Here is a 25,169-nt window from a genome sequence, read left to right as displayed (position 1 = left end):
TAAGCAATAACATCCAAGCAATAACACCTAGGCAATAACATCCAAACCCTGAGGTCGAGTCGCCAGCCATGCTGAATAGGTTTATGCAGCATGGCCCAGCGATCAAATATCCAGCTTGCGAAATGGCGCGCGCTCGTCCAGCTCATGCTGATATTGCTGCATCCCTAACTCCTCGCGTGCCAAAAAGCGCCGGACAGCCGCATCAAAATCGGCATGGGCCAAGGTATGGAATGAACAAGTTGGTCTGGCACTGAAACCACGGGCCAGCTTGTGCTCTCCCTGAGCGCCACCTTCAAAATAAGTGATGCCGCGCTCTATACAAAACTCCTGCGCCTGGTAATAGCACAACTCAAAGTGCAAATTGGGCACATAGCTTAATGCGCCCCAGTAGCGACCATACAAGCTCTGCCCATCAAACAGATTAAGGCTGCGCCTATACGCCTGCCATCACGCTCGGCTATCACCATTAAAATATGCTCGCCCAGGGTGAGGCTGATTTCTTCAAAGAAGGCTTTGGTGAGGTAGGGTGTAGAGCGGTGCTCCAGATAAGTGTTGATATAACACTTATAAAAAAAGTCCCAATCGCGCTCGGTAATTTCTGTGGCACACAAGCGCCTGCAGCTGACCCCGGCCTCTTGCACCTTGCGCCGTTCCTGCTTGATTTTCTTGCGCTTGTCATGAGACAAGGACATAAGAAAGTCATGAAAACTGGCAAAGCCGGGGTTGTGCCAGCGAAATTGCATACCCTGCCGCTTGGCCCAGCCCAGTTGTTCCAGGCTCTCCGCACTGCTGTCATCCGGAAACAACACATGCACCGAGGACAATTCCAATTGCGCCATACACTCGAGCAAGGCATGCGCCATGGTCTGGCGTATTAGCGGATCTGGCGAGAGCAACCGCGCCCCGGTTAAAGGCGTAAATGGAATGGCGGCGATGAGTTTGGGGTAATACGCCATTTTCTGCTGGGCATAGGCCTCGGCCCAGGACCAATCAAATACATACTCGCCATAGGAATGATGCTTGAGATAAAGCGGCACCGCACCGATTAACTGACCAGCGCGCCTGACCAGCAAAGGCATAGGCTCCCAGCCAGTACCCTCACCCACCGAGCCGCTACGTTCCAGGGCGCTGAGAAATGCGTGGCTTAGTTGCGGCGAACCATCACTGAGGGCATCCCATTCGGGTTGCGCCACTTCGCGCACGCCGTCACTCAGACTTATGGTGATTTCATGCTGCCCTGCCTCAGTCAATGCCTTGCTCCCCTTATATCTTGCCCATGATTAACTTGCCTATGATTAACTCGCCCATCTTCAGCAGCACGGCCACCTGCTTGCGCTGCAGGCTCAGCATACTAGGTTTTGACATGACTATGAATGGCTTTAGCCTGCACCCTCCCAGCCCAGGCACAACAAAAGGTGCTGATGCAGCAGGCAAAAAAAACACCACTACTCGCCATCGCAACTCAAGGTTGGCAACAGCAAAATAGTGGTGAAGCGGAGACTGGGCAGTGGAGCTGCCAACTGTCGCTATAACACGACAGCCTAGTAATTGTTGCTTAAGCCTGCTGAATCATCAGCCAGACCTGACTTATTTGCGCTTTCCGGCAGAATCCACCCCGTGGCCGATCACACCGCCTATGGCAGCACCACCCACGGTTCCGAAAGAGCTACCCCCGGTCAGTACAGCCCCAGCAACACCGCCTATGGCAGCGCCAGTGGCGGCATTTTTCTGTTTGGTCGACAAACCGGAGCAGCCGGTCAGCATGACAATGATCATTGCACTCATGATGGTCTTATTCATCACTTTATCCTCACAAGTTTCAGGCACCTGGGCCTGTGTACTTATTGATGAGCAAATTGCAGGCCAACATAAAAACTTATTTAATATCAATAATATAAAATTCTCAGGTGCTAAAAATCAGCTAAATTTGTCGCTAAAAAAAGACAAAATAAAAGCACTGTCCCGGCAAGGCAGTGCTTCAAAGTCATACACAAGGAAGTTTATTATTGGAATTCGCTAGTACTTACCGCCTACAGTGCGCGTTTCACGTTTACTGCAGTCACTTCTTTAACCCTTGCCGTTGCTGGCTCGGCAATATCCTGTAATTCTTTTTTCTCTATGGCTTTATGCTGACGCTCAGCAATACGTGCCTGCACGGTTTCCAGCTCGTTCATGGTAATGACACCGTCGCCATTCAAATCAAACTGCATGAAATGACGCGCAACTTGCGGCAAGGTCTCAGACGCTTCTTCACGTGAGATCACACCATTGTTGTCTTTGTCCGAACTCTGAAAACGCTCAAGAATCCGTTGACGCATAATACGGCGGCGCTCTTCAATCTGCGCATGGGCAGCGTCCACACTACGGGAATACTCGTCCAGATCACGACGCAAACGCATACGATCTTCCAGACTGATCTTGCTATCCAGGGTCTGGTGTATGTGTGCCGTTGGCACTTCCTGAATATCGGCATCACTAATGAGCACTTCAGCAGCATCGCGTGAACCTGCAGCCCAGGCATGCCCTGCAACGGCAAGTAATGCGACAGCCATCAAGCAAAGCTGCTTTTGATGTAGTAGAAAGTCACTGGTCAGTATCAACATACAGCTAAACCATACACTTACAGATCATGTGAGTCGCCTGCCTTTTATGCTTGCCTAAACCTCAACACCTGGCGCACTCAAGCAGCACAGGACCATACACGTTAAAATTTATAAAGCTCATCGGTTTAGCACGGTTTGAACATTCTGAATTTTGAATATCACACGCACGCTATTGATGGGGATGCACCCGAATGAGGCGTCATGATCACCCATTGATGTAAACTGAATGTTTCATAATGACGACTCGATGTAAAAATTTGTAACAATAATGGTGACTTGAATTTAGCCGGATCATACCAATAACATGCAGATATGCAGCAAAGCAGCGCTTGAGCATGCATACAGCAGATAAGTATTACTAAATAATCCTTTTCAGATAACCCCATTTCCGCAGAAAATACATATATGCAGACACCCGCGAAAAAAATATTAATGGTGGACGACGACCTGCGCATGCGCGAGTTGTTGCAACGTTATCTTGGCGAGCAGGGTTTTACCGTAAAAACGGTTTCTGACGCTGCGGAAATGGATCAGGTGCTGGCGCATGAACATGTCGACTTGTTGGTACTCGACCTCATGCTGCCGGGTGAGGATGGCCTGGCCATCTGTAGACGCCTGCGCGCCAATGGCAGCACAATCCCTGTCGTCATGCTCACAGCCCGCGGCGATGAGATAGACCGCATCATAGGTCTGGAAATGGGCGCCGATGATTACCTGCCCAAGCCCTTCAATCCACGCGAATTACTTGCCCGCATCAATGCCGTCATGCGCAGACATGGGCGCTTGCCCCCTGGCACCCCAGTAGCCGAGGCCGACCATATCAGCTTTGGTGATTTCATTTTTGACCCATCAACCCGCACGCTTACCAAGAATGGCGAGCCTGTCACCATTACCAGTGGCGAGTTTGCCTTGCTTAAGGTATTTGTTGACCACCCACGTCAGCCGCTTTCACGTGATCGCCTGATGCAACTGGCGCGCGGTCGTGAGCTTGATGTGTTTGACCGTAGTATTGATGTGCAGGTGTCACGCCTGCGCCGATTGATAGAACCCGATCCTGCACATCCACGCTACCTGCAGACCATGTGGGGCTTTGGCTATGTATTTGTGCCGGATGGTGAAAGTCAGAAGAGCTAGGCGACTGATTGCCAGCACAACGTTTTCGCCCTTTACTCATGCTCATCACCCCATGCTCTTCACTCGTCGCTAAAACGTGAATCTGCTACCCCGTACCCTGCTGGCCCGCGTCATGCTGCTGATTGCCCTGTTGCTGGCCGCAGGGCAGTTTGCCGCACTCAAGCTGTTCGATTACTTTGAAAGCGAGCCGCGCGCCATGGCCGCAGCCCTGCAGGCCATCACGGTAGTCAACTACACGCGGGCCTCCCTGCTTGCCGCCCATGAAAACCGCCGTCTGGCGCTGCTGTCCGAACTCTCAGGCCGTGAAGGCGTGCGCATTTATGCTGCCGATATGCTGGAAGAAATCGAGCCGCTGCCGAATGACCATCTGATACACCTGATTGCGCAAAAGATACGCGAGCGGCTAGGCAAGGACACCCTGGTGGCCATGAATCATTTCGGTATCCCTGGGCTGTGGGTGAGCTTCAACCTCGGGCAGGATGATTATTGGGTGGTGATTCCACGCATACAGGTTAACCGCCCCTTCCCCTGGCAATGGCTGGGCTGGGGGGCTTTGGTGATTATGCTGTCACTGCTGGGTGCCTACTTGATTGCCTCTAACATTCACCATCCGCTACGCTTGCTGGTCAAGGCCGCTGGCCGCTTGAGTAGCGGTGAATATCCCCCACCTTTGCCTGAAGAAGGCGCGCATGAGCTGCGTGAAGTCAGCCGCACCTTTAATGAAATGACCGAGGCCCTGGTCAGGCTGGATAATGAACGTACGCTGTTATTGGCTGGTATTTCGCATGATTTGCGTACACCTCTGGCGCGCTTGCGCTTATCGGTAGAAATGCTGCCGGATGAATCCTGCGCCAGCCTCAAGACCGGGATGATTCAAGATATAGGCGATATGGATAACATCATCCATCAGTTCCTCGATTTTGTGCGCGGTATTGAAGGTGAACCGACGCAGATGATGGACCTCAATGCCTTGCTGACTTCGATTGCCGACAGGCATATACGTGCAGGTCGCAAGATTGCCATGTCATTGGCCCCTACGCACTTAATCCCGCTCAGGCCACTGGCCATGCAGCGTCTGCTGGGCAATCTGGTGGATAACGCCTTTGCCTATGGCGGCGGCGAGGTGACATTGGCAACGCGTATCACGGCAGGCAATATCATACTCAGCGTGCTGGACAACGGCCCCGGCATCCCTGCCTCGCAAATGGAACGTCTGCTGCGGCCATTTGAGCGTTTAGATACTGCACGTGGCAATATGAGTGGTAGTGGCTTGGGCCTGGCAATTGCGGACCGCATTGCCAAACTGCACCGCGGACAACTCACCCTGCTCAATCGGCCGCAGGGCGGTTTGGAAGCCAGACTGACGCTACCTATTCAGCCGCAGGTGACGGTGCAAACCAAGCAAGCTTTTCGCGTAAACGCACAACCTCCCCGACAATAATCAGGCAAGGCGCACGCAAGCCTGCGCCCTCCACTTGCCCCGGCAGGCTGGCTAAGGTGCCCGCCACCACGCGCTGACGCTGGGTGGTGCCCTGCTGCACTATGGCAATCGGTAGCTCAGGCGCTGCGCCATGCGCAATCAACTGCTTGCAGATTTCCGGCAAGCCCACCAGCCCCATATAGATCACCACTGTCTGGCCTGTTCTCACCAAAGCTGGCCAATCAAGATCCACACTGCCATCCTTGAGATGCCCGGTGGTGAAGAGGCAAGATTGTGCATAGTCTCTATGCGTTAGTGGAATCCCGGCATAACTCGATACACCATTGGCAGCGGTAATTCCTGGCACCACCTGGAAAGGTACCTGGTGTTCCATGAGGGTTTCAATCTCTTCTCCGCCACGGCCAAAGATAAACGGGTCACCACCCTTGAGCCTTAGTACACGCTTGCCTTCCTTGGCCAGGCGTACTAACAACTGGTTGATATCTTCCTGCGGCAAAGTGTGTTGATCGCGTGATTTGCCGACATAAATCAATTCAGCATCGCGCCTGACCAGTTCCATCACTTCCTTGCTCACCAGCTTGTCGTAAACGCAGACATCGGCCTGCTGCATCAGACGCAGCGCGCGGAAGGTGAGCAGGTCTGGGTCACCCGGGCCGCCTCCCACTAAATAGACTTCGCCAAAATGCAATTCGCCGCTGCCCATGGTTGCAGCTTGCAGTGCCTCTCTGGCTTGGGTTTCCTGGCCGGAGAGCATCAGCTCTCCTATGGGGCCTTGAAACACATCTTCCCAGAAGATGCGCCGCTGCTGGCCGTTGCTGAAGCGTTGCTTGACTACATCACGGAACTCGCCCGCCAGTGCCGCCAAGCGGCCATAGCTGGCAGATCATGGTTTCTATGCGCGTACGCAGCATGCGCGCCAGGACAGGCGCGGCACCACCGCTGGAAACAGCCACCAGCAAGGGCGATCTATCGACAATCGAAGGCACGATAAAGGTACATAACTCGGGCGCATCCACCACATTGACCGGGATATTGGCCGCCTGGGCCGCCAGCGATACTTCACGGTTGACGTCCTCATTATCAGTAGCGGCGATGACGACTACCGCCCCTGTCAGATGCTGGGGTGAAAATACCGCCGCCACATGGCTGATGTGCGCCAATGACAACATGTCTTCAAGCTCGGCATGCAGCTCGGGTGCGACCACGCAAATACGCGCCCCGGCCTTGTGCAAGAGTTTGACCTTGCGGCTGGCGACTTCGCCGCCGCCTATGACCACTGCAAGACGTTGGCGGAGTTTGAGAAAAATAGGCAAGGTTTCCATGCGCGACATTTTACCCCGCGATTGGCATTCTGCAGCAGCTAAGCTAGAATGCGTCCTTACCATACTGTTTTTTCTACGCTATTTTGCAGCCTGCAACGTCGACCCCCCACTCAAGCCGCGCATTTTTATTCATCTCCGCGCACTCCACCAGCAGCATGAATACGCCAGTCACTGGCTTGACCGATAGTTTGGGCCGTCAGCAGCAGGTCAGATTGCACCAGCATTTCCCTCATAGCCCCATCTCATCAGGCGCAGCTTGCGCCTGCACTGACTCACTCAATTAGGATTTGCCTTGGAGTTCACCCTAAACCCTGAAGACAATCTGCGACTCGCCAATTTGTGCGGTGCGCTGGATGAAAACCTCAAGCAAATCGAGGATGCCCTGGAGGTGACCATTTCCCGCCGCGGTGCACATTTCCGTATTGCCGGGGAACAAACCAACACCAGGCTGGCGGCACAATTAGTAGAGAATTATTACTCCCGCGCCAGCAAGCCAGTGAGTCTGGAAGAAATACAGCTAGGCCTGGTAGAACTGGATCGACTGGCACCAGAGCAAGTCAGCACTGCCATGCCCACACTGATGACCCGCCGTCAGGATCTGCATGGCCGTACACCGCGTCAGGTGAGCTATCTGCAGCAAATTCAGGATTACGACATCACCTTTGGCATAGGCCCAGCCGGAACTGGCAAAACCTATCTGGCGGTGGCCAGCGCCATTGATGCGATGACGCGTGACCGCGTCAAACGCATTGTGCTGGTGCGTCCCGCAGTTGAAGCAGGCGAGCGCCTGGGCTTTTTACCTGGAGACTTGTCACAAAAGGTAGATCCTTATTTACGCCCACTTTATGATGCCTTGTACGACTTGGCAGGCTATGACTCGGTGAACAAGATGTTTGAACGCGGCGCGATTGAAGTGGCACCACTGGCCTATATGCGTGGCCGTACGCTCAACCAGAGCTTTATCATTCTGGATGAAGCGCAGAACACAACGCCCGAGCAGATGAAGATGTTCCTGACCCGCATAGGTTTTGGTACCAAGGCTGTGATTACCGGGGATGTCACACAGATAGATTTGGCCCGCGGCCAGAAAAGCGGTTTGGTTGAGGCGCAAAAAGTGCTTAAGGATGTGCGCGGTATTGCCTTTACCCAATTCCTTTCCGATGACGTGGTACGCCACCCATTGGTGCAGAAAATCATCAATGCCTATGAGCGCTACGATAGCGAACGTCAGTCTGCATCCACCACAGACACAGGAAACAAGTAATGCCCAAGCTGGCGATGAGTGTGCAGCTAGCAACAGAAAGCAGCGGATTGCCCAGCGAGCAACAGTTTCGCAAATGGGCGCGTGCAACCTTGCGTGTAGATACCGAGGCTACACTGCGCATCGTGGATGAAGAAGAAGGCCGTGAGCTTAATCGCGACTATCGTGGCAAGGATTATGCTACGAATGTATTGACCTTCCCCTTGACCGAAGAACCCTGGCTGATAGGCGACATTATCCTGTGTGCGCCCGTAGTCGCCCGGGAAGCGCAGGAACAGGGCATTACGCTGGAAGCGCATTATGCGCACCTCACCGTGCATGGCATACTGCATATGCACGGTTATGATCACATCGAGGAGGCGCAGGCCGAGCTCATGGAATCGCTGGAATCCGCGATCATGATCAAGCTCGGGTTTGCTGACCCCTATTTATCAGAAAAACGGAAGCTCTAAACCATTACCATGGCTGAACCGGAAAAACGCAGCGCCAACGACAAACCCCACTGGCTGGAACGCCTGACCAATTTTCTGCTGCGCGAGCCTGAAGATCGTGAACAACTCATAGAGCAACTGCACACCGCCTACGAGAACAGCCTGCTGGATGCCGATGCGCTGGCCATGATAGAAGGCGTGTTGCAGGTCTCCGAAATGCAGGTGCGTGACATCATGATCCCGCGCTCGCAAATGGATGTCATCGACATCACCGACCCCCCAGAAAAATTCATTCCCTTTGTCATTGAAGCCGCGCACTCGCGCTTCCCGGTCATAGGCGAAAACAAGGATGACGTCATTGGTATTCTGCTGGCCAAGGACTTGCTGCGCTTTTACAGCAGCCCGGAATTTGATGTGCGCGAAATGCTGCGCCCTGCCTTGTTTATCCCTGAATCCAAGCGCTTGAATGTGCTGCTCAAGGAGTTCCGCAGCAACCGCAACCATATCGCCATTGTCGTCGATGAATACGGTGGCGTAGCGGGCATGGTGACGATTGAAGACGTGCTGGAGCAAATTGTCGGCGATATTGAGGATGAGTTTGACGAGGACGAGAACGAAGACAATATCATCCAGGACGCGCATGGCCGGTATCGCGTCAAAGCGCTGACCGAGATCAGCGACTTTAATGAAGTGCTGGGCACCCAGCTTAGCGACGAAGAATTTTCCACCATAGGTGGTCTGGTCGTCAGCCAGTTCCAGCATATGCCCAAGCGCGGTGAGGAAGTTACATTCGACAATCTCAATGTCACCGTCTTGCGTGCAGATAGCCGCCGTGTTTATTCACTATTGGTAGAAATCATCCCGCCCCAACTAGAAAACGGCGCGGAATAAGGCGCACAGCAATAAACGCATAAGTCATTGTCATCACTGGAACTTTAGGCAAGAATTCAAGCTCAAAACTACTCAACCTGCTTGATGGGAGATTTCTCATGCGTACGCTGTGGCTATCCCTGTTGTTGTGCTTAATTGCCAGCCCTGCCAGCCAAGCCTTGGCGCAGGACGAACCAGCGCCTGCTGCGTCTGCGGCAGACCCTGCCAAATCTACCATCCCCACCGCAGAAACGGATTTCATCCAGAAAATCCATCAATACGATAAGGATGCGATAGTGGCGCAGTTTGGTGAGCCAGCCAGCAAGAATGACTACCACCGCGCGGGCACAGATGAATTGATGGCCTCGGTCTGGCAATACCACTACATCAACACCGACCTTGAAGGCGCGTTCTACCAAACTACTGAACTGGATTTTGTCGGCGACAATGTGGTGATGGTGGTCTTCATGAATCATGATGGCACAGACCCTGACGCTCAGCGCATACAGGTCAAGCCAGATCTATAACTCCCTGCTTCCTGCCATACAGGCGCAAAAAAAGCGATGCATGCATCGCTTTTTTATTGCTCACTGCTTAGCAGCAACAGACTATTTTTTTAGGGAATCGCGAATTTCACGCAGCAGCACAATATCTTCCGGAGTGGCCGCTGGCTTGGCTGGCTCTTCGGTCTTGAGCTTGTTGATGGCACGTATCAGCAAGAACACCGCAAACGCTACTATGGTAAAGCTCACCACTGCATTGATAAACACGCCATAGTTCAGGGTCACAGCCCCCGCTGCATGGGCGGCCGCAATAGTGGCGTAAGGCGGAGCTACTTCAGCGCCATCCTTGAGCACCAGGAATAGATTGCTGAAATCCACATTGCCCAGCAACAAGCCTATGGGTGGCATGATGACGTCATCCACCAGGGATTTGACGATGGCACCGAAGGCAGCGCCTATGATGATACCGACCGCCATATCGACTACATTGCCGCGCATGGCAAATGCCTTGAATTCCTTTAACATTTTTTCTCCTTCTAAGAATTGTGGATTGGCTGGCGCATGCAGCTGCATGCCGGATTGAAGCTTGAGCCGTTATAATGCAATAAAGTTCGAACTGCCGTCTATCTAAGCATAGCAAACCATGACTTGTGCTTAGCGTTAGAAAGGCCCAAACCCTAGCATAGAACATATACAACCCTGCCCTGAAACCCCTCTTTAAGGCTTACCCAAGGTGTCCCAGTTACTCAAGAAGTTACCCCTGTCTTATTTGCTGAGCCTGCTGGCTGGTGCCGCCACTATATTGGGCTATGCCCCTTTCTACCTCTACCCGGCCACTATTCTGGGTTTAGCGGTGTTGGTGTACCAATGGCATCAAGCCAGCTCAGCCAAGCAGGCACTCTGGCTGGGACTGAGTTTTGGCCTGGGCATGTTTGGCACGGGTATCTACTGGATTTATATCAGTCTGCATGACTTTGGTGGCATGCCAGCGGCCGGGGCCATTTTTGCCACCTTCTGTCTGAGCCTATTCATGGCCTCTTTCCCAGCGATGACAGGCTGGGGCGCACGCAGGCTGGGGCATCTGTGGATGACAATACCCGTACTCTGGGTGCTGGGTGAATGGGTGCGCGAGTGGATATTCACGGGCTTTCCCTGGTTGCTTGTGGGCTATTCCCAGGTGCCTGCCAGCCCCTTGGCTGGCTTTGCGCCGGTTCTGGGCATACACGGCGTATCGCTGGCCACTATTCTCAGCGCCAGCCTGATCGCAGCGATTGCCTTGCACTGGCGCCTGGCTGCGTCCTGGCGGCGCAATGTGCTGTTACTGCTGATGCTGGGCCTGAGTGGCGGCCTGCTCAAGCTGCCGCAGTGGAGCACGCCCATAGGTGAGCCTATCTCGGTATCCTTGTTGCAAGGCAATATCACCCAGGATTTGAAATGGGAAAATGACACTCTGCGTCAAACCCTGCAGCTGTATCTGGATATGACATTGCAAAGCCGGGCACAGCTGATTATTTTGCCGGAAACCGCTTTCCCTTTGCTTTCCACGCAGATTCCCCAGGACTATCTGGCGCAACTGAGCGGCCATGCGCGCAATAATGGCGGTAACATATTGATAGGCACCGTAGAGTCGGAAAACGGTTTGTACTACAACAGCATGCTAAGCCTGGGCACCGCCCCAGCGCAGTCTTACCGCAAAACCCATCTGGTGCCGTTTGGCGAATTCATTCCCCTTAAAGGCGTTTTCGGTTGGGTGTACGAAAACTGGTTGCAGATTCCACTGACCGACCTGGCGCGCGGTGGCTTCCAGCAACGTCCCATGCAGCTTTCCAAGCTAGCTGTAGCGCTGAATATCTGCTACGAAGATGTATTTGGCGCGGAAATCATCAAGCAATTACCCGAGGCCAGTTTGCTGATCAATACCAGCAATGACGCCTGGTATGGCGATTCGTTGGCTGCATACCAGCACTTGCAGATTGCCCAAGCGCGCGCATTGGAAACCGCACGCATGATGTTGCGTGCCACCAATACTGGCGCCACCGCCATCATCAACCCGGATGGCAGCCTGCAAGCCCATGCACCGCATTTCACCACCATGTCACTGGAGGGCCAGGCCCAGGGCTATACGGGCACCACGCCTTATGTACGCTGGGGCAATTGGCCAGTGTTGCTCTTGCTGTTTGGCAGCTTGCTGATTTTGTGGGCGCGCGGTCGATTCAAGTAACGCGGGGCAGTGTAATAATCCAGCCTTTTATGGGGTGGCAAAAAGAAGTAAAATCAAGCCCTTTTGTGCCTGCGCAAAACACACGATGCGACGGCCTCATCAACCCATTAGCCACAATCTCTAAACTTTAGTTAAGAACACCATGCTGACTTTTCAACAGATCATTCTGACCTTGCAGCAATATTGGGATAAGCAGGGCTGCGCCCTGCTGCAACCCTACGATATGGAAGTTGGCGCTGGCACTTCGCACACCGCCACTTTCCTGCGTGCATTAGGCCCTGAGCCCTGGAAGGCCGCCTATGTGCAGCCCAGCCGCCGCCCCAAGGATGGCCGCTATGGCGAAAACCCCAATCGCCTGCAACACTATTACCAGTTCCAGGTGGTGCTCAAGCCTGCGCCAGACAATATTCTGGAGCTATATCTGGGCTCGCTGGAAGCGCTGGGCTTTGACCTCAAGCAAAACGACATCCGCTTTGTTGAAGACGACTGGGAAAACCCCACCCTGGGTGCCTGGGGTTTAGGTTGGGAAGTCTGGCTCAACGGCATGGAAGTGACACAGTTCACCTATTTCCAGCAGGTGGGCGGCATCAATTGCAAACCTATCACTGGCGAAATCACCTATGGCCTGGAACGTCTGGCCATGTATCTGCAAGGCGTGGAAAACGTCTACGACCTGGTGTATTCGCGCGGCATCAATGGCGCGCCTGACCTCAGCTATGGCGATGTATTCCATCAAAACGAGGTTGAGCAATCCACCTACAACTTCGAGCATAGCGATGCCGATTTTCTCTTTACCGCGTTCAGCGCCCACGAGAAAAAGGCGCAGGAACTGATAGAGCACAAACTGGCCCTGCCCGCCTATGAACAAGTGCTCAAGGCAGCCCATACCTTCAACCTGCTGGATGCGCGTGGTGCAATTTCGGTGACCGAGCGCGCGGCCTATATTGGCCGCATCCGTAACTTGGCCCGCGCCGTGGCGGCGAGTTATCTGGACAGCCGCGCACGTCTTGGTTTCCCTATGGCGCCCAAGGCCTGCAGATGAAGTATTGGCAGAACTGGCAAAGAAAGCAGCAGCATGAGTAACTTATTAGTCGAATTATTTGTAGAAGAACTGCCGCCAAAAGCCCTGAACAAGCTGGGTGAGTCCTTTGCCAATACCTTGGCAGAAAGCCTGGCCGCACAAGGCCTGCTGGCAGCTGACTCCGCCACCACCGCCTTTGCCTCGCCGCGCCGTCTGGCCGTGCATATCACGCTGTAGCCGAGAAAGCCGCAGATAAAGCCGTGGCACAAAAGCTGATGCCCGCCAGCGTGGGCCTGGATGCCCAAGGTCAAGCCACGCCAGCGCTACTCAAAAAACTCAGCGCTTTGGGTGCCGATGCCGCGGCAGTGAGCCAGCTCAAGCGTGAGCATGATGCAAGGCCGAGATTCTGTTCCTGGATCAAACCTTGCCGGGTGCCAGCCTGGTTGATGGCCTGCAAAAAGCGCTGGATGAAGCCCTTGCCCGCCTGCCTATCCCCAAGGTCATGACCTATCAGTTGCAGGATGGCTGGAGCAGCGTCAACTTTGTGCGCCCCGCGCATGGCCTAGTGGCTTTGCATGGCAATCACATCATTCCGGTAGCCACCCTGGGACTTAAGGCTGGCAATACCACCCACGGCCATCGATTCGAGGCCAAGCATGACCCGATTACCCTACGTGATGCTGACAGCTATGCTGAGCAATTGCGTACAGAAGGCGCAGTGCTGCCAGGCTTTGCAGAACGCCGCGCCGAAATTGCACGCCAGCTTGCAGCTGCGGCAGCCAAACAGGGCCTGAAGCCGATTGACGATGATGCCTTGCTGGATGAAGTCACTGCCTTGGTCGAACGTCCCAATGTGCTGTTGGGCCAATTTGAACAAGAATTTTTGGCGGTGCCGCAGGAATGCCTGATTTTGACCATGAAGGCCAATCAGAAATACTTCCCGCTGCTGGATGCACAGGATAAGCTCACCAACAAATTCCTGATTGTCTCCAATATCAGCCCGCAAGACCCCAGCGCGGTCATTGGCGGTAATGAGCGTGTGGTGCGCCCACGCCTGGCGGATGCCAAGTTCTTCTTTGAGCAGGATAGAAAGAAAACCCTGGCCTCACGCATCCCCGGGCTGGATAAAGTGGTGTACCACAACAAGCTGGGCTCGCAGGGCGAGCGTATAGGCCGTGTGGTCAAGATTGCCCAACTGATTGCGGCATCCCTGAATCAAGCTTCCTTGCTTGAGCAGGCCGCGCAGGCAGCAGCATTGGCCAAGGCCGATCTGGTTACTGACATGGTCGGTGAATTCCCGGAGCTGCAAGGCATTATGGGCCGCTATTATGCTCAGCACGAAGGTCTGGGTGACGAGATTGCCTTTGCGATTGAAGACCATTACAAGCCACGCTTTGCTGGCGATAGCCTGCCACGTAATCAGGTTGGTAGTGTGGTGGCGCTGGCAGATAAACTGGAGACGCTGGTCGGCCTGTTCAGCATAGGTGAGAAACCTACAGGCGAAAAAGACCCCTTCGCCCTGCGCCGCCATGCCATAGGCATACTGCGCCTTTTGACCGAATCTGGCATCAACACGCCACTGGATCAGTTGCTGCAACAAGCGCTGTCGGCATTTAATCAGGTGGCAGATGAAGCCGCAGTGTTGCAGTCACTGCAGGAGTTCATCTTTGACCGCCTGGCGGGCAACCTCAAGGAGCAAGGTTATAGCGCGCAGGAAATTGACGCGGTACTGGCACTCAAGCCCCAGCAACTGGCCGATATCCCCAAGCGTCTGGAAGCGGTACGTGCGTTTGCCTCGCTGCCTGAAGCGGCCAGCCTGGCTGCGGCCAACAAGCGTGTAGGCAATATCCTCAAGAAATCTGAGGAGACAGTCAGCAGCACTATCAACACAGCCTTGTTGCACGAAGCGGCCGAGCAGGCATTGGCGCAAGCCCTGGATCAGGTAGGGCCGGAAGCCGAGCGTAGTTTCATTGCCAACGACTATACGCAGTCACTCAAGGCACTGGCAGCACTTAGAACTCCGGTTGATGCTTTCTTTGATCACGTCATGGTGAATGCCGATGATGCAGCACTCAAGGCCAATCGTTTGGCCTTGCTCGCCAAGCTGCACCATGCCATGAACCGCGTCGCCGATTTGTCCAGGCTGGCGGCTTAACCTGCACCATGGGCACCCCTATGAAACTTGTGATTCTCGACCGTGACGGCGTCATTAACTATGACAGCGCACAGTTCATCAAAAGCCCGGATGAATGGAAGCCTATCCCTGGCAGCCTGGAAGCCATTGCCTTGCTCAACCAGAGTGGCTTCCGCATTGCGTTGGCAACCAATCAGTCCGGCATAGGGCGCGGGCTATTTGATATGGCTACCCTCAATGCCATTCATGAAAAAATGCACAAGGCACTGGGGCAGCTGGGTGGGCGTATAGATGCGCTGTTTTATTGCCCGCATGCGGCTGATTCCAATTGCAATTGCCGCAAGCCTAAGTCCGGCATGATAGAGGAAATCAGCAAGCGCTTTGGCGTGGATTTGCATGGCGTGCCCAGTGTAGGCGACTCACTGCGGGACCTACAGGCCAGCGCGGCTTTCGGTGCGCAACCCATACTAGTGTTGACCGGAAAAGGCGATAAAACTCTGGCCGCAGGCAATCTGCCTGAAAATACCTGGGTCTGCACCGATCTGGAAGAAGCCGCCCAGCGCATCATCAGCGAGTTGGCTTAATTTAATACTAAAACCATGATTGTTATCCGTTCCCTTATTTATACGATAGGCATGTGGCTATTCACTATTGTGTTTACCACCGCCATCCTTCCCACCATTATTCTGCCGCGCCGTCTGCGCTATATTCTGATTACCGGATGGGCGCGCAGCATGCTGTGGTGGCTGCGTGTCAGCTGTGGCCTGAGTTATCGCGTCATAGGCCGCGAGAATATTCCGCAACAGCCCAGCATTCTCTTGTGCAAGCATCAATCCGCCTGGGAAACCCTGGCCCTGCAGCAGATTTTTCCGCCGCAGGTATGGGTGTTAAAGCGTGAATTGCTCTGGATTCCCTTCTTTGGCTGGGGGTTGGCGCTGGCTTCGCCAATTGCCATTAACAGGGCCGCTGGGCGCGAGGCGCTGAAGCAATTGGTGAGCAAGGGTAAGGAACGCCTACAGCAAGGCTTCTTTGTCGTGATCTTTCCCGAGGGTACACGCATCGCCCCAGGCAGCCGCGGCAAATATCATATAGGTGGTGCCTGGCTGGCCACGCATACCAAATCCTTGGCGGTGCCTATTGCACACAATGCGGTGAGTACTGGGGCAAGAATTCATTCCTCAAACGCCCTGGCACCATCACCCTCAGCATAGGTCAGCCTATAGATACCACCAAGCTCAAACCTGATGCCCTCAACCAGCAGGTAGAAGCCTGGATTGAGCAGGAAATGCTACGGCTGCCTCAGCTGTGAAGTTGATATGAACCAGCATGTGTTAGCCCTGCCCAACGGTGAACGCATTGCCTACCTGCTGGAACGTAGGCAACGCAAAACCATAGGCATGAAGATTACTGCGGAAGCCTGGTGGTGCATGCGCCACTGCGACTTAAGCAGACTGATCTTGAGGGTCTGCTGCTGACCAAGGCACGCTGGATCAGCACCAAGCTCAAGGCTAGGCAGGCATCTGCCCTGCCCGCCATGCAATGGGTAGATGGCGCCAGCCTGCTTTGGCTGGGAGAGCCGATTACGCTGGAAATTATCCCCGCTGCGCGTAATAGCCGCCCGCGTCTGGAACAAGGCATATTGAGCCTGACCACCACCAATATTAATGACCACGTCAGCATCGCGCGCCGGGTTGTGCAGTGGTATCACAAACAGGCCATGGAAGACTTTGCCCGCAGGCTGCAATTGCTGGCAACCAAGCTCGGCGAGCCCCTGCCGCCGCTCGCGCTTTCCAATGCCCGCACACGCTGGGGCAGTTGCAATTCCAGACGCGAAATTCGCTTGAATTGGCGTTTGATCCAAGCCAAACCCAGCATTATCAACTACGTCATTGCCCACGAGCTTGCTCATCTACGCGAGATGAATCATTCCGCACGTTTCTGGGCAGTGGTGGCGAGTATCTATCCTGAATACCGTCAGGCAGAGCTTGCTCTCAAGCAATGCTCTGCCTTGCTGTATCAATTAGGTTAATCAAGCTCAGTCAGCAATCTCTATTGTTGTTTTTATGATGCAACAATAATATACTGCCCTGCATGCAACTGACTAAATTCACCGATCTGGGTTTACGCGTACTGATGTATGTGTCGCAGCACGATAGAGAGTCGCTGATCACCATCAGCGAAATTGCGACGCAATTCAATATTCCGCGCAATCACCTGATCAAGGTCGTCACCTTCCTCAACAAAACCAGTTGGATACAAACCACACGCGGCCCAAGTGGCGGCTTGCGCTTGGGCACAGACCCAGCCAGCTTGCGCCTGGGTCATGTTATCCGCACCCTGGAAGGTAGTGAATCGCTAGTGAATTGCCAGGAGCCGCCCTGCCCTCTCGCTGGCATGTGCGGCCTGAAAAGCGCACTGGATTTTGGTTTGAATGCGTTTTACGAGCATATGGACCAATACACCCTCGCCGATGTGACCCAGGCACGTACTGCCCAAGTCATCCTGCAGCTGCAACAACAACACCTGAGCATCAGCCACTAAATAATTTCAGCATTGTTTATGTCCAAGATTACATCTCGCCGCTATTGTTTCATTTTATATACAACATAAGGAGTCATCATGCTTTCTGCCAGCGCTCGTCCCTATATTGATGCCAGTGTTCCCGTCTTGCGTGAACACAGCCTGGATATCACTAAAGTGTTCTACGCCAATATGCTGGGTGCCCACCCCGAGCTGAAGAACCTGTTCAATATGGGTAATCAAGCGAGCGGCGTGCAGCAGCAGTCTCTGGCTTCGGCCTTGTTTGCCTACGCCGCCAATATTGCTAATCCGGCAGCGCTGGCGCCCGTCGTGACGCGCATTGTGCATAAGCACGCGGCGGTTGGACTGACTGCTGCGCACTATCCTATTGTCGCCGAGCATCTGCTGGGTGCCATCAAACAAGTGCTTGGTGATGCTGCCAGCGATGATTTGCTCAGCGCCTGGGGCGAAGCTATTGGCTGCTGGCCAACCTGTTGATAGAAGAAGAAAAGAAACTGTATGCCGCCACTGCAACTACCCCAGGAGCATTGAAAACACTCAAAGTGGTGCGCAAAGTCTTTGAGTCCGAGCATATCGCCTCGTTTTACCTGCAAACTGAAGATGGTCAGCGCCCAGGCGATTTTCAGCCCGGCCAATATATCAGCGTAGAAATGCAGTTTGATGGTGGTCAGCGCCGCCAGTTGCGCCAGTACAGTCTCTCGGATTCGCAAGCGGCTCCCTGGTGGAGAATCTCGGTCAAACGTGAACAGGCACAGGACCAACTCCAGGGCCAGGTTTCCAACTGGCTGCATGATGAAGTGGAAGTGAGTGCCAGCATTCAAGCCACGCCAGCTTTTGGCGATTTCATGCTCACGCCTGTGGTCAGCGAGCGTCCTTTGGTGCTGTTATCCGCCGGGGTAGGTATCACGCCTATGTTGTCAATGCTGAACTCGGTACGCGATCTGGCACCACAACGCCAAGTCTACTTTGCGCATGCTGCCCGTAGCCCAGCCTGGCAAGCGCATAGCCTGGATCTGCAAGAAGCGCGCAACCGCATGTCTGCATTGGAAATTGCATTGTTCTACGAAAGCCTGGAAGGTGCACATGGCAGCATAGGTGGCGTTTACCAAGGCAGAATGGATGTGTGCACACTATGGCTGAGGCACTATTGCACGCGGACATCTACCTGTGTGGCCCGCTGGGCTTCATGCAGGCGCAAAGGCAGCAACTACTTGAGGCTGGTGTCGCGGCGGAACGTATACAGCGTGAGGTGTTTGGCCCAGACCTGCTGGATCATTTACTGTAAATGTTGGTGGAGTGCCCTGAGCAGAATACTCAGGGCTGGGAGGCGTCAGTTAAATGAACTGACGCCATCTGATTTCAGGCAAAACTGATGGGCATCAGGCCATTAGCGTTGGGTTCGGCGTGTGCTTCACGCAGGCACTGGCGAGCACAGCTGGCACATTGACCGCATTCTGCGGCCACACCCAACTCGCGGCGCAAATCCTTGAGATTTTTGGCTCCAGCTCGCGCGGCCTGCAAAATTTGGCGATCGGTTACCGCGCGACAAACACAGACGTACATATCAGGCTTACCAGCAACTTTCTCATATCAGCCCAGCAAATGGCCGGGATTAGGTTGATGTAACGTTTGATATATAAAACAAACGATAACTATTATCGTTTTTAACTCAAATACTTGTCAAGAAAAATTCCTGCCTTATTCTTAAAATCCCCACACCCAGCTATAGACAACCTCACTCTTAACTCCACGCAACAGCAGGCCAAAAAAAACCGCAGACTGGCTGCGGTTAGGGGCTTGCATAGAAGCAGTAGACTGAAAAAGCAGTTTAGTCTGCCGCTTCCATATGCGCTTGCAGGTAATTCGGTAGGGTCACGTCCGCAATCAAGGTTTGCTGGGTTTCCAGCCAATCAATCGCAGCTTCACTTTTTTCCAGCAGTTCCTGTACCAGATCCCGGCTGACGTAATCTTGTAATTTCTCGCACAGGGCCACGGCCTCAATCAGCAAGGGCCTGTGGATTTCCCGCTCATACTTAAGGTCGCCCTGTAGGCACTCAACCACATTCTCGCCTATCAGCAACTTGCCCAGATTCTGCAGATTGGGCAGGCCATCGAGAAACAAGATGCGCTCTATCAGCTCATCAGCTTCCTTCATGACGCGTATGGACTGCTTGTATTGGTAGTCGTTGAGTTTTTCCAGGCCCCAATTGCGGAACATGCGCGCATGGAGAAAATACTGGTTGATCGAGGTCAATTCATTCTTCAACACCTTGTTGAGAATGTCGATAATTTGCTTGTCGCCTTTCATGATTTACTCCTTATGCTGCCGCGCCAGATTTGATCTGACTTTGCAGGTAATTCTCCAGACCCACCAAGCCTATCAGGCGCAATTGTTGCTCAATCCAGTAAGCATGATCCATCTCGGTATCATCCAGTTGTACCAACAACATATCGCGAGTGACGTAATCGCCCGCTTTCTCGCATTTGGCCATGGCCGCCTTGAGGTCACCCACTACTTGGTATTCCAGCGCCAGATCAGACTTGAGCATCTCAACCACGTTACTACCCACGGTCAGTGGATTACGCTTTTCCAGATTGGGTTTGCCTTCGAGGAACAAGATGCGCTGAATAATCGCGCGCGCATGCTGACGCTCGTGATCAGACTCATGCAGACTCTTTTCTGCCAATAAATTCAGACCAAAATCGGCATACATTTCGCCGTGGATTAAATATTGATCTACAGCGGTTAACTCACCAGCCAGTAGCTCATTCAGGGTATCAATGATTTTCTTATCGCCTTTCATAGCGCCTCCACGGGTTTTTTATACGATGCAGGCATGATACCCAAAGTCATGACCAATAGATAGGAAAATGTTATATAAATTATTGATTTTAAATGATTTTATAAAGAAAAATACCAACAAGAATCATTCTTTCTCAGACTAAATTCTAGTCCTTCATTTAACCGCTAAATCTCAAACAATATTTAGCGGCATGTGTATAAGATGCCCCCAAAATACGGACATAATAAAACCCGCCGTAGCGGGTTTTATTATTAAAAACATTCTGTTAGATTTTTAAAACAACAGCCTCTTTTAAATATTTAGCTCACTCCCCTTGTGCCAAGCATGGAGGCAAGCTGTGCTCAAATGCAGATTCAAGACAGAGTTGAACGCAAATCAAATGCAGCCATAGGCGCTGCCTTAGGCATTAGTCCCACCATCAACCACTATATTGCTACCAGTAATCTGTTTGGCAGCGGGGCTGGCGAGGAAGGCCACACTCTCAGCAATATCGTCTACCGTAGCGTATTGTCCCAATGCGCCCAATGCCCTTAAACCATCAGCATGGTCACCATCCGCAGGGTTCATATCGGTATCTGTGGGGCCTGGATGTACATTGTTGACGGTAATGCCTTTGCCACCCAGGTCTCTGGCTAATCCCCGCGTGAATGCAAGTAAAGCGGATTTGGTCATGGAGTATACCGTTGCACCTTCAAAAGCCACCCGCTCCGCCAGGCATGAGCCTATTGAGATAATTCTTCCGCCAGCCTGCAAGTGCGTAATGGTAGCTCGCGTGAATAGCACTACGCCGCGGATGTTGACGGCGATCACAGCGTCAATTTCTTCAATACTCATTTCAGGGAGTGAGCCTCCGGCATTGATCCCAGCATTGTTCACCAGTATGTCTATACCACCGAGCTGAGCCACGGTATTTTCGACAGCCTGGGTAATTGAGTTGGCATCTTTACTGTCGGCCTGAACTGCCAGACCTTTGCGGCCTAGGGCTTGTATGCCCTGCACCACGCTATTGGCTTTATCCGCAGATTTTTCATAGGTGATGGCAACATCCGCGCCACGTTTCGCAAGCAATATGGCAATGGCCGCGCCTATTCCTCTGGATCCCCCTGTTACCAAAGCTTTTTTACCTAACAAATCTTGCATTTTATTTCTCCAAATAGTCGTATGTATCAGGAATGATGCACGAGAAATATTGCTAAAAATATTAAGCTACGTCACTAGATGCATTGCTTTACAGGCACTGCTTGAGAAGTGCTCATGATGGGATTTTGCCTGAACCACAAAACCCCAGGCTGATCACTAGATAAGGCTATTTTTAACAAGCTGTAAAGCTAGAGTACTTCTAATATAGGTTCAAACTTGTCTGATCAGAGCTGCCACTAGTATGCCAGCTGCGATGGCAGGCAAGGGTTTCTTCAGCCAGAGCATCATGAGCGCTGTTGTCAGCAAGGCCATTCGTGCAGCGATATCGCCATTCAGTGCAATAGGAGCAAGCAAGGCCACCAGCACGGATCCGGACATGGCGCGGATAAAACGTCTGACACGTTCATTGATAGGTACCAGCGACATGATAAACACGCCACCCAGACGGGTAGCCAGCGTCACCAAGGCCATCACGATCACTACAAAAATCGCGCCCCATGCTGTGGTTTCAATGTTCATCTGCTGGCTCTTCCCAAATCATACCCAACAAACCGCCTGCCAAGGCGCCTACTACCACATGGCTGTTTTCCGGCAGATACCAGTAGCTAAGCAGGGAGGCTAGCGCCGCCACGGTCCAGATCGCCAGCACGCGCCAGTTTTTCTCAACATCCACCACCATGGCCAGCAGAAAGCAACCCATGACCATATCCAGGCCTATGCTTTTAGGGTCTGCCATCACGCTGCCCAATGCCAGCCCAAAACAGGTGCCGGACACCCAGAACAACCACAGGGTGGCCCCTCCGCCCAGCAATATGCCAAAGCCGGGACGTCCGTGATTGAAAGCCTGCAAGGACATGGCCCAATTGGCATCTGAAGTGACTCCCATCAATCCATAGCGCTTTGCTGGCGGTAAATGACTGAGCCATGGGTATAAGCTAGCCCCCATCAACAGATGGCGGGCATTGATCGCAAATACGGTCAACATCATAGTCAGCAGCGGAATGTGGGTGCCCCAGAGATCTAGCGCCGCAAACTGTGAGGCACCAGCAAACACCAGCATGCTCATGGCGAGTATGGTGAGTTCGCTCAAGCCAGCCTGACTGGCGGCCAAGCCAAATGCTGCGCCAAAGATAGCGACAAATACTGAAATTGGTATCAGTTGCTTGAAACCAGCCCAGACCAGCGCCTTGTCTATTTTAGCCAAGGCTGCATCGGCAACTGCCATGGCTACATCCTTTTGTATGCATTGATGTTAATTACCTTAATCATGAATTCCGCAGCATAGGCCAAGCCGCTGTGTGGCAAAACACCAGTAATAGCTGATTAGCGCAGGCGTAAAGCGTTGATGATGACGATCAGTGAGCTTACCGACATGCCTATGGCCGCCATCCAGGGAGCAATCAAGCCTGCGGCAGCAAAAGGCAGGGCCACGGCATTATAGACCAGCGCCCAGGTGAAGTTCTGCCTGACCACGCTGACCGTAAAGCGCCCGGTGCGGATGGCATGGGCAATTTCCAGCAAATGTTCACCCAGGAGGACAATATCACCGGATGCCCTGGCCATTTGCGTACCGTTACCCATCGCAAACGATACCTGGGCACCCGCCAGCACCGGGGCATCATTGATGCCATCGCCTACCATGGCAACCACCTTGCCTTGTTGCTGCAAATCGCGCACGGCGGCGAGCTTGCCTTCAGGTGTCATCGCCGCCTGCCACTGAGTGATGCCAGCCTGGCTAGCGAAGTGAGCCACACTGGAGCTGGTGTCACCACTGAGGATGGACACCGAGATACCTAAGTCACTCAACTGTTGCATCAAGGCTGGCACCTCGGGGCGTGCGCTATCTTCCAGCACAAACGCTGCCAGCACTTGCTGCTCATTGCTGAGCCAGGCCAGGCTGGCCCCTGGTGCTAGGGTAGGCAGGGCTGGGTAGTCTAGTGCAGGGTTGAGCGCGGAATTACCTATAAAGAGACGTTGATTCCGGCCCACATAAGCCAACTCTCCACTCATGCCTTTACCGGGGAAGTTTTGCGCGGCTTGCACTTGGAGTAAGGCCCCAGTTGGCACGCGTTCAATAAAGCTGCGCGCCAAGGGATGTTCTGAGGCTTGCTCTAGGCTGGCCGCAAGCTGTAAAGCCTGCTCTTGCTTTAAATCATGCCAGGTGAAAACCTGTGTGATTAGCGGACGCCCCAATGTCAGCGTTCCGGTTTTGTCAAAGACCACATGATTGACCTTGGCCAGGGATTCCAGCGCATGTCCACGAGTCACCAGCACACCACGCCCCACTAGATGTGAGCCTGCCGCAGCGAAAGCAGCGGGCGCTGCCAAAGACAAGGCACAAGGGCAGCTCACTACCAGCACAGCCAAGATAATTTCGAAACTGCGTGCAGGCTCTATCCACCACCACACCACACCAATCACAATCACCGCCAGCAATAGCACCGAGGTAAACACCATGGCAACCTGGTCTGCCACCCGTGCCAACCTGGGCTTTTCAGCTTGTGCTTTGTCGAGCAGCCTCGCGATACCTGCGATCACTGTCTGCTCACCCAAGCCCGTTACCTGAACACGTAACGGGCTTTCATGGTTGATACTGCCCGCATACACCTCAGAACCTACCGCTTTAGGCACGGGCTTGCCTTCGCCAGTCAGCAAGGACTCGTCCACCTGACTGGCGCCATCAATCACCAGCCCATCTCCAGCAATGGTTTCACCCGGCTTGATCTGCAGAATGTCGCCAAGGCGTAAATCATGCAGTGCCACCAGCTCGGCTTGTTGTTGTGCATCCAGCCGGGTAGCCATGGCCGGAATCAATCGATGCAGATTTTCTGCGGCTTCAACCGATTTCTCGCGTGCATTGCGCTCCAAATAACGTGTTGCCAGCAGGAAAAAGAGCAACATGGTCAGGGTGTCGTAATACACCGTGCCCTGCCCTTGCAGCGTTACCCAGATGCTGCCCGCAAATCCGGTCAACAAGCCCAGGCTGATAGGCACATCCATGCCTATGCGTCGGTTCACCAAGCTACGCCAGGCGGCCTGATAAAACGGCCAGGCGGCATACGTCATGGCGGGCACGGTCATGACTAGGCTAAACCAGCGCAGCAAATGCTCGGTGGCTGGCTCCAAGCCCTGTGCAGGCCCCGCATAAAAGGCCACGGCCACCATCATGACCTGCGCAGCGCAAAGCCCGGCAATCGCCAGACGGCGGAAATCCAGACGGCGCTGACGCTCTCTAACTGCCTCTTGTTGCTGAGCGTTGAAAGGATGGGCGTGATAGCCCAGTTTGCGGATCTCGGCGAGGATCTGACTTAAGCGCAGACGTTGATTGTCCCAACGGATACGGGCGCGGTGGGAGGCATAGTTGATGCTGACGGAGATCACTCCCGGCAGCTGTTGCAAGTGTCGCTCGTTAAGCCATATACAGGCAGCGCAGGTAATGCCTTCCAGAATTAAACTGGCTTCGAGTTGTTCGCCCGCTTCATCATGCACAAAGCTTTTTTGCACTTCGGGGTGATCGTAAAGCTCAAGCTGGCGCAGTTCATCGGGCACCAGTTGCTCTGCGGTGTTGGGCATCTCGGTGCGATGCTGGTAATAGGCATCTAGCCCATTGGCGACTATGGACTCAGCCACGGCCTGACAGCCGGGGCAACACATACTACGGCGCTCACCGAATATGCTGACATGGAAATCGCTTGCCTCAGGGACAGGCAAGCCACAGTGATAACAGGCTAGCTGCACGGCAG

23 protein-coding genes and 5 pseudogenes are annotated in these 25,169 nt (G+C 53.5%); 16 read left to right on the top strand and 12 right to left on the bottom strand.

Annotated elements, in window-relative coordinates; all coding sequences use genetic code 11:
* Positions 1–102: 102 nt before the first annotated feature.
* Positions 103–1,193: pseudogene (locus JCM2850_RS17945) on the bottom strand (GNAT family N-acetyltransferase).
* 394 nt (positions 1,194–1,587) lie between these two features.
* Positions 1,588–1,800: a YMGG-like glycine zipper-containing protein gene (locus JCM2850_RS07545; protein WP_025870894.1), complete on the bottom strand. Its 213-nt coding sequence runs from the start codon at positions 1,798–1,800 to the stop codon at positions 1,588–1,590.
* Here JCM2850_RS07545 and JCM2850_RS21830 point away from each other — a divergent pair.
* The gene (locus tag JCM2850_RS21830; RefSeq protein ID WP_199898289.1) at positions 1,763–2,020 is read left to right on the top strand and encodes a hypothetical protein; all 258 of its coding nucleotides are present in this window, start codon (positions 1,763–1,765) and stop codon (positions 2,018–2,020) included. The genes JCM2850_RS07545 and JCM2850_RS21830 overlap by 38 nt on opposite strands.
* Positions 2,021–2,030: 10 nt before the next feature.
* Here JCM2850_RS21830 and JCM2850_RS17940 read toward each other — a convergent pair whose 3' ends face one another.
* A complete protein-coding gene (locus JCM2850_RS17940) occupies positions 2,031–2,552 on the bottom strand; it encodes an EF-hand domain-containing protein (RefSeq protein ID WP_159105136.1) in 522 nt (173 codons plus the stop codon).
* A 456-nt stretch (positions 2,553–3,008) separates the two neighbouring features.
* On the opposite strand from JCM2850_RS17940, the gene ompR reads away from it, so the two are divergent.
* Positions 3,009–3,737, top strand: a complete 729-nt coding sequence (ompR, locus tag JCM2850_RS07535; RefSeq protein ID WP_025870891.1) for an osmolarity response regulator transcription factor OmpR — start codon at positions 3,009–3,011, stop codon at positions 3,735–3,737.
* Positions 3,738–3,813: 76 nt separating this feature from the next.
* The gene (locus tag JCM2850_RS07530; RefSeq protein ID WP_025870889.1) at positions 3,814–5,178 is read left to right on the top strand and encodes an ATP-binding protein; all 1,365 of its coding nucleotides are present in this window, start codon (positions 3,814–3,816) and stop codon (positions 5,176–5,178) included.
* Here JCM2850_RS07530 and cysG read toward each other — a convergent pair.
* A pseudogene (gene cysG / locus JCM2850_RS17935) lies at positions 5,108–6,500 on the bottom strand (siroheme synthase CysG). The gene JCM2850_RS07530 and the pseudogene cysG overlap by 71 nt on opposite strands.
* Positions 6,501–6,792: 292 nt before the next feature.
* Here cysG and JCM2850_RS07515 point away from each other — a divergent pair.
* The 4 genes from JCM2850_RS07515 to JCM2850_RS07500 all read left to right on the top strand — a co-directional run bounded on the left by JCM2850_RS07515 (position 6,793) and on the right by JCM2850_RS07500 (position 9,589).
* A complete protein-coding gene (locus tag JCM2850_RS07515; protein ID WP_025870887.1) occupies positions 6,793–7,764 on the top strand; it encodes a PhoH family protein in 972 nt (323 codons plus the stop codon).
* On the top strand, positions 7,764–8,213 hold the full coding sequence (gene ybeY / locus JCM2850_RS07510) for an rRNA maturation RNase YbeY (RefSeq protein WP_025870885.1): 450 nt from the start codon (positions 7,764–7,766) through the stop codon (positions 8,211–8,213). The genes JCM2850_RS07515 and ybeY overlap by 1 nt, the downstream gene beginning before the upstream one ends.
* 9 nt (positions 8,214–8,222) lie before the next feature.
* Positions 8,223–9,083, top strand: a complete 861-nt coding sequence (locus JCM2850_RS07505) for a CorC family transporter (RefSeq protein ID WP_025870883.1) — start codon at positions 8,223–8,225, stop codon at positions 9,081–9,083.
* Positions 9,084–9,181: 98 nt separating this feature from the next.
* Positions 9,182–9,589 carry a hypothetical protein gene (locus tag JCM2850_RS07500; RefSeq protein ID WP_025870881.1) on the top strand — a complete coding sequence of 136 codons (408 nt, stop codon included), beginning with the start codon at positions 9,182–9,184 and terminating at the stop codon, positions 9,587–9,589.
* Positions 9,590–9,670: 81 nt separating this feature from the next.
* Here JCM2850_RS07500 and mscL read toward each other — a convergent pair whose 3' ends face one another.
* Positions 9,671–10,090 carry a large conductance mechanosensitive channel protein MscL gene (mscL, locus tag JCM2850_RS07495; RefSeq protein ID WP_025870879.1) on the bottom strand — a complete coding sequence of 140 codons (420 nt, stop codon included), beginning with the start codon at positions 10,088–10,090 and terminating at the stop codon, positions 9,671–9,673.
* 208 nt (positions 10,091–10,298) lie between these two features.
* Here mscL and lnt point away from each other — a divergent pair, with 208 nt between their 5' ends.
* The 9 genes and pseudogenes from lnt to JCM2850_RS23900 all read left to right on the top strand — a co-directional run bounded on the left by lnt (position 10,299) and on the right by JCM2850_RS23900 (position 18,855).
* Entirely contained in the window at positions 10,299–11,786 is a 1,488-nt protein-coding gene (gene lnt, locus JCM2850_RS07490) for an apolipoprotein N-acyltransferase (protein ID WP_025870878.1), read from the top strand.
* A gap of 142 nt (positions 11,787–11,928) precedes the next feature.
* Positions 11,929–12,865: pseudogene (gene glyQ, locus JCM2850_RS17930) on the top strand (glycine--tRNA ligase subunit alpha).
* Positions 12,862–14,962 (top strand): annotated as a pseudogene (gene glyS, locus JCM2850_RS17925) (glycine--tRNA ligase subunit beta). Before glyQ ends, glyS begins: the two co-directional pseudogenes overlap by 4 nt.
* Positions 14,963–14,982: 20 nt before the next feature.
* Positions 14,983–15,525 carry a D-glycero-beta-D-manno-heptose 1,7-bisphosphate 7-phosphatase gene (gene gmhB / locus JCM2850_RS07475; protein WP_025870876.1) on the top strand — a complete coding sequence of 181 codons (543 nt, stop codon included), beginning with the start codon at positions 14,983–14,985 and terminating at the stop codon, positions 15,523–15,525.
* A gap of 15 nt (positions 15,526–15,540) precedes the next feature.
* Positions 15,541–16,250: pseudogene (locus tag JCM2850_RS17920) on the top strand (lysophospholipid acyltransferase family protein).
* A gap of 111 nt (positions 16,251–16,361) precedes the next feature.
* Positions 16,362–16,970 carry a M48 family metallopeptidase gene (locus JCM2850_RS17915; RefSeq protein WP_369384859.1) on the top strand — a complete coding sequence of 203 codons (609 nt, stop codon included), beginning with the start codon at positions 16,362–16,364 and terminating at the stop codon, positions 16,968–16,970.
* Between the two features lie 62 nt (positions 16,971–17,032).
* Entirely contained in the window at positions 17,033–17,482 is a 450-nt protein-coding gene (locus JCM2850_RS07460; RefSeq protein ID WP_025870874.1) for an RrF2 family transcriptional regulator, read from the top strand.
* 78 nt (positions 17,483–17,560) lie between these two features.
* Positions 17,561–17,959, top strand: a complete 399-nt coding sequence (locus tag JCM2850_RS23905) for a globin domain-containing protein (protein WP_369384858.1) — start codon at positions 17,561–17,563, stop codon at positions 17,957–17,959.
* The gene (locus tag JCM2850_RS23900) at positions 17,956–18,855 is read left to right on the top strand and encodes an FAD-binding oxidoreductase (RefSeq protein WP_369384857.1); all 900 of its coding nucleotides are present in this window, start codon (positions 17,956–17,958) and stop codon (positions 18,853–18,855) included. The genes JCM2850_RS23905 and JCM2850_RS23900 overlap by 4 nt, the downstream gene beginning before the upstream one ends.
* On the opposite strand, the gene JCM2850_RS07450 is transcribed toward JCM2850_RS23900, so the two are convergent.
* From JCM2850_RS07450 to JCM2850_RS07420, 7 genes are all read right to left on the bottom strand, one after another.
* Positions 18,842–19,045 (bottom strand): (2Fe-2S)-binding protein, encoded by a 204-nt coding sequence (locus JCM2850_RS07450; RefSeq protein WP_025870872.1) that lies wholly within the window; start codon positions 19,043–19,045, stop codon positions 18,842–18,844. The two genes, JCM2850_RS23900 and JCM2850_RS07450, sit on opposite strands and share 14 nt — an antisense overlap.
* A gap of 265 nt (positions 19,046–19,310) precedes the next feature.
* Positions 19,311–19,790, bottom strand: a complete 480-nt coding sequence (gene bfr, locus JCM2850_RS07445; protein ID WP_025870870.1) for a bacterioferritin — start codon at positions 19,788–19,790, stop codon at positions 19,311–19,313.
* Between the two features lie 10 nt (positions 19,791–19,800).
* A complete protein-coding gene (gene bfr, locus JCM2850_RS07440) occupies positions 19,801–20,286 on the bottom strand; it encodes a bacterioferritin (RefSeq protein WP_025870868.1) in 486 nt (161 codons plus the stop codon).
* 399 nt (positions 20,287–20,685) lie between these two features.
* Positions 20,686–21,426 carry an SDR family NAD(P)-dependent oxidoreductase gene (locus JCM2850_RS07435; protein ID WP_025870866.1) on the bottom strand — a complete coding sequence of 247 codons (741 nt, stop codon included), beginning with the start codon at positions 21,424–21,426 and terminating at the stop codon, positions 20,686–20,688.
* A gap of 210 nt (positions 21,427–21,636) precedes the next feature.
* Positions 21,637–21,945 carry an AzlD family protein gene (locus JCM2850_RS07430; RefSeq protein WP_025870864.1) on the bottom strand — a complete coding sequence of 103 codons (309 nt, stop codon included), beginning with the start codon at positions 21,943–21,945 and terminating at the stop codon, positions 21,637–21,639.
* Positions 21,935–22,651, bottom strand: coding sequence for an AzlC family ABC transporter permease (locus tag JCM2850_RS07425; protein WP_025870862.1), 717 nt, complete (start codon positions 22,649–22,651; stop codon positions 21,935–21,937). Before JCM2850_RS07425 ends, JCM2850_RS07430 begins: the two co-directional genes overlap by 11 nt.
* Positions 22,652–22,749: 98 nt before the next feature.
* A complete protein-coding gene (locus JCM2850_RS07420; protein WP_025870860.1) occupies positions 22,750–25,164 on the bottom strand; it encodes a heavy metal translocating P-type ATPase in 2,415 nt (804 codons plus the stop codon).
* Positions 25,165–25,169 lie beyond the last annotated feature (5 nt).

Origin of the sequence: Methylobacillus glycogenes JCM 2850 (assembly GCF_000617925.1) — a bacterium.
Classification (GTDB): Bacteria; Pseudomonadota; Gammaproteobacteria; order Burkholderiales; family Methylophilaceae; genus Methylobacillus; species Methylobacillus glycogenes.
Note: the sequence above shows the minus strand (reverse complement) of the source record. Positions and strands in the feature narration are given on the sequence as shown.

Bases quoted from the DNA above. Each gene is read 5' to 3' on its own strand.
- JCM2850_RS21830 (WP_199898289.1), top strand. From the start codon at position 1,763: ATGACAATGATCATTGCACTCATGATGGTCTTATTCATCACTTTATCC.
- JCM2850_RS07545 (WP_025870894.1), bottom strand. From the start codon at position 1,800: ATGAATAAGACCATCATGAGTGCAATGATCATTGTCATGCTGACCGGC.
- JCM2850_RS17940 (WP_159105136.1), bottom strand. From the start codon at position 2,552: ATGGCTGTCGCATTACTTGCCGTTGCAGGGCATGCCTGGGCTGCAGGT.
- ompR (WP_025870891.1), top strand. From the start codon at position 3,009: ATGCAGACACCCGCGAAAAAAATATTAATGGTGGACGACGACCTGCGC.
- ybeY (WP_025870885.1), top strand. From the start codon at position 7,764: ATGCCCAAGCTGGCGATGAGTGTGCAGCTAGCAACAGAAAGCAGCGGA.
- JCM2850_RS07505 (WP_025870883.1), top strand. From the start codon at position 8,223: ATGGCTGAACCGGAAAAACGCAGCGCCAACGACAAACCCCACTGGCTG.
- JCM2850_RS07500 (WP_025870881.1), top strand. From the start codon at position 9,182: ATGCGTACGCTGTGGCTATCCCTGTTGTTGTGCTTAATTGCCAGCCCT.
- mscL (WP_025870879.1), bottom strand. From the start codon at position 10,090: ATGTTAAAGGAATTCAAGGCATTTGCCATGCGCGGCAATGTAGTCGAT.
- gmhB (WP_025870876.1), top strand. From the start codon at position 14,983: ATGAAACTTGTGATTCTCGACCGTGACGGCGTCATTAACTATGACAGC.
- JCM2850_RS07460 (WP_025870874.1), top strand. From the start codon at position 17,033: ATGCAACTGACTAAATTCACCGATCTGGGTTTACGCGTACTGATGTAT.
- JCM2850_RS23905 (WP_369384858.1), top strand. From the start codon at position 17,561: ATGCTTTCTGCCAGCGCTCGTCCCTATATTGATGCCAGTGTTCCCGTC.
- JCM2850_RS07450 (WP_025870872.1), bottom strand. From the start codon at position 19,045: ATGTACGTCTGTGTTTGTCGCGCGGTAACCGATCGCCAAATTTTGCAG.
- bfr (WP_025870870.1), bottom strand. From the start codon at position 19,790: ATGAAAGGCGACAAGCAAATTATCGACATTCTCAACAAGGTGTTGAAG.
- bfr (WP_025870868.1), bottom strand. From the start codon at position 20,286: ATGAAAGGCGATAAGAAAATCATTGATACCCTGAATGAGCTACTGGCT.
- JCM2850_RS07435 (WP_025870866.1), bottom strand. From the start codon at position 21,426: ATGCAAGATTTGTTAGGTAAAAAAGCTTTGGTAACAGGGGGATCCAGA.
- JCM2850_RS07430 (WP_025870864.1), bottom strand. From the start codon at position 21,945: ATGAACATTGAAACCACAGCATGGGGCGCGATTTTTGTAGTGATCGTG.
- JCM2850_RS07425 (WP_025870862.1), bottom strand. From the start codon at position 22,651: ATGGCAGTTGCCGATGCAGCCTTGGCTAAAATAGACAAGGCGCTGGTC.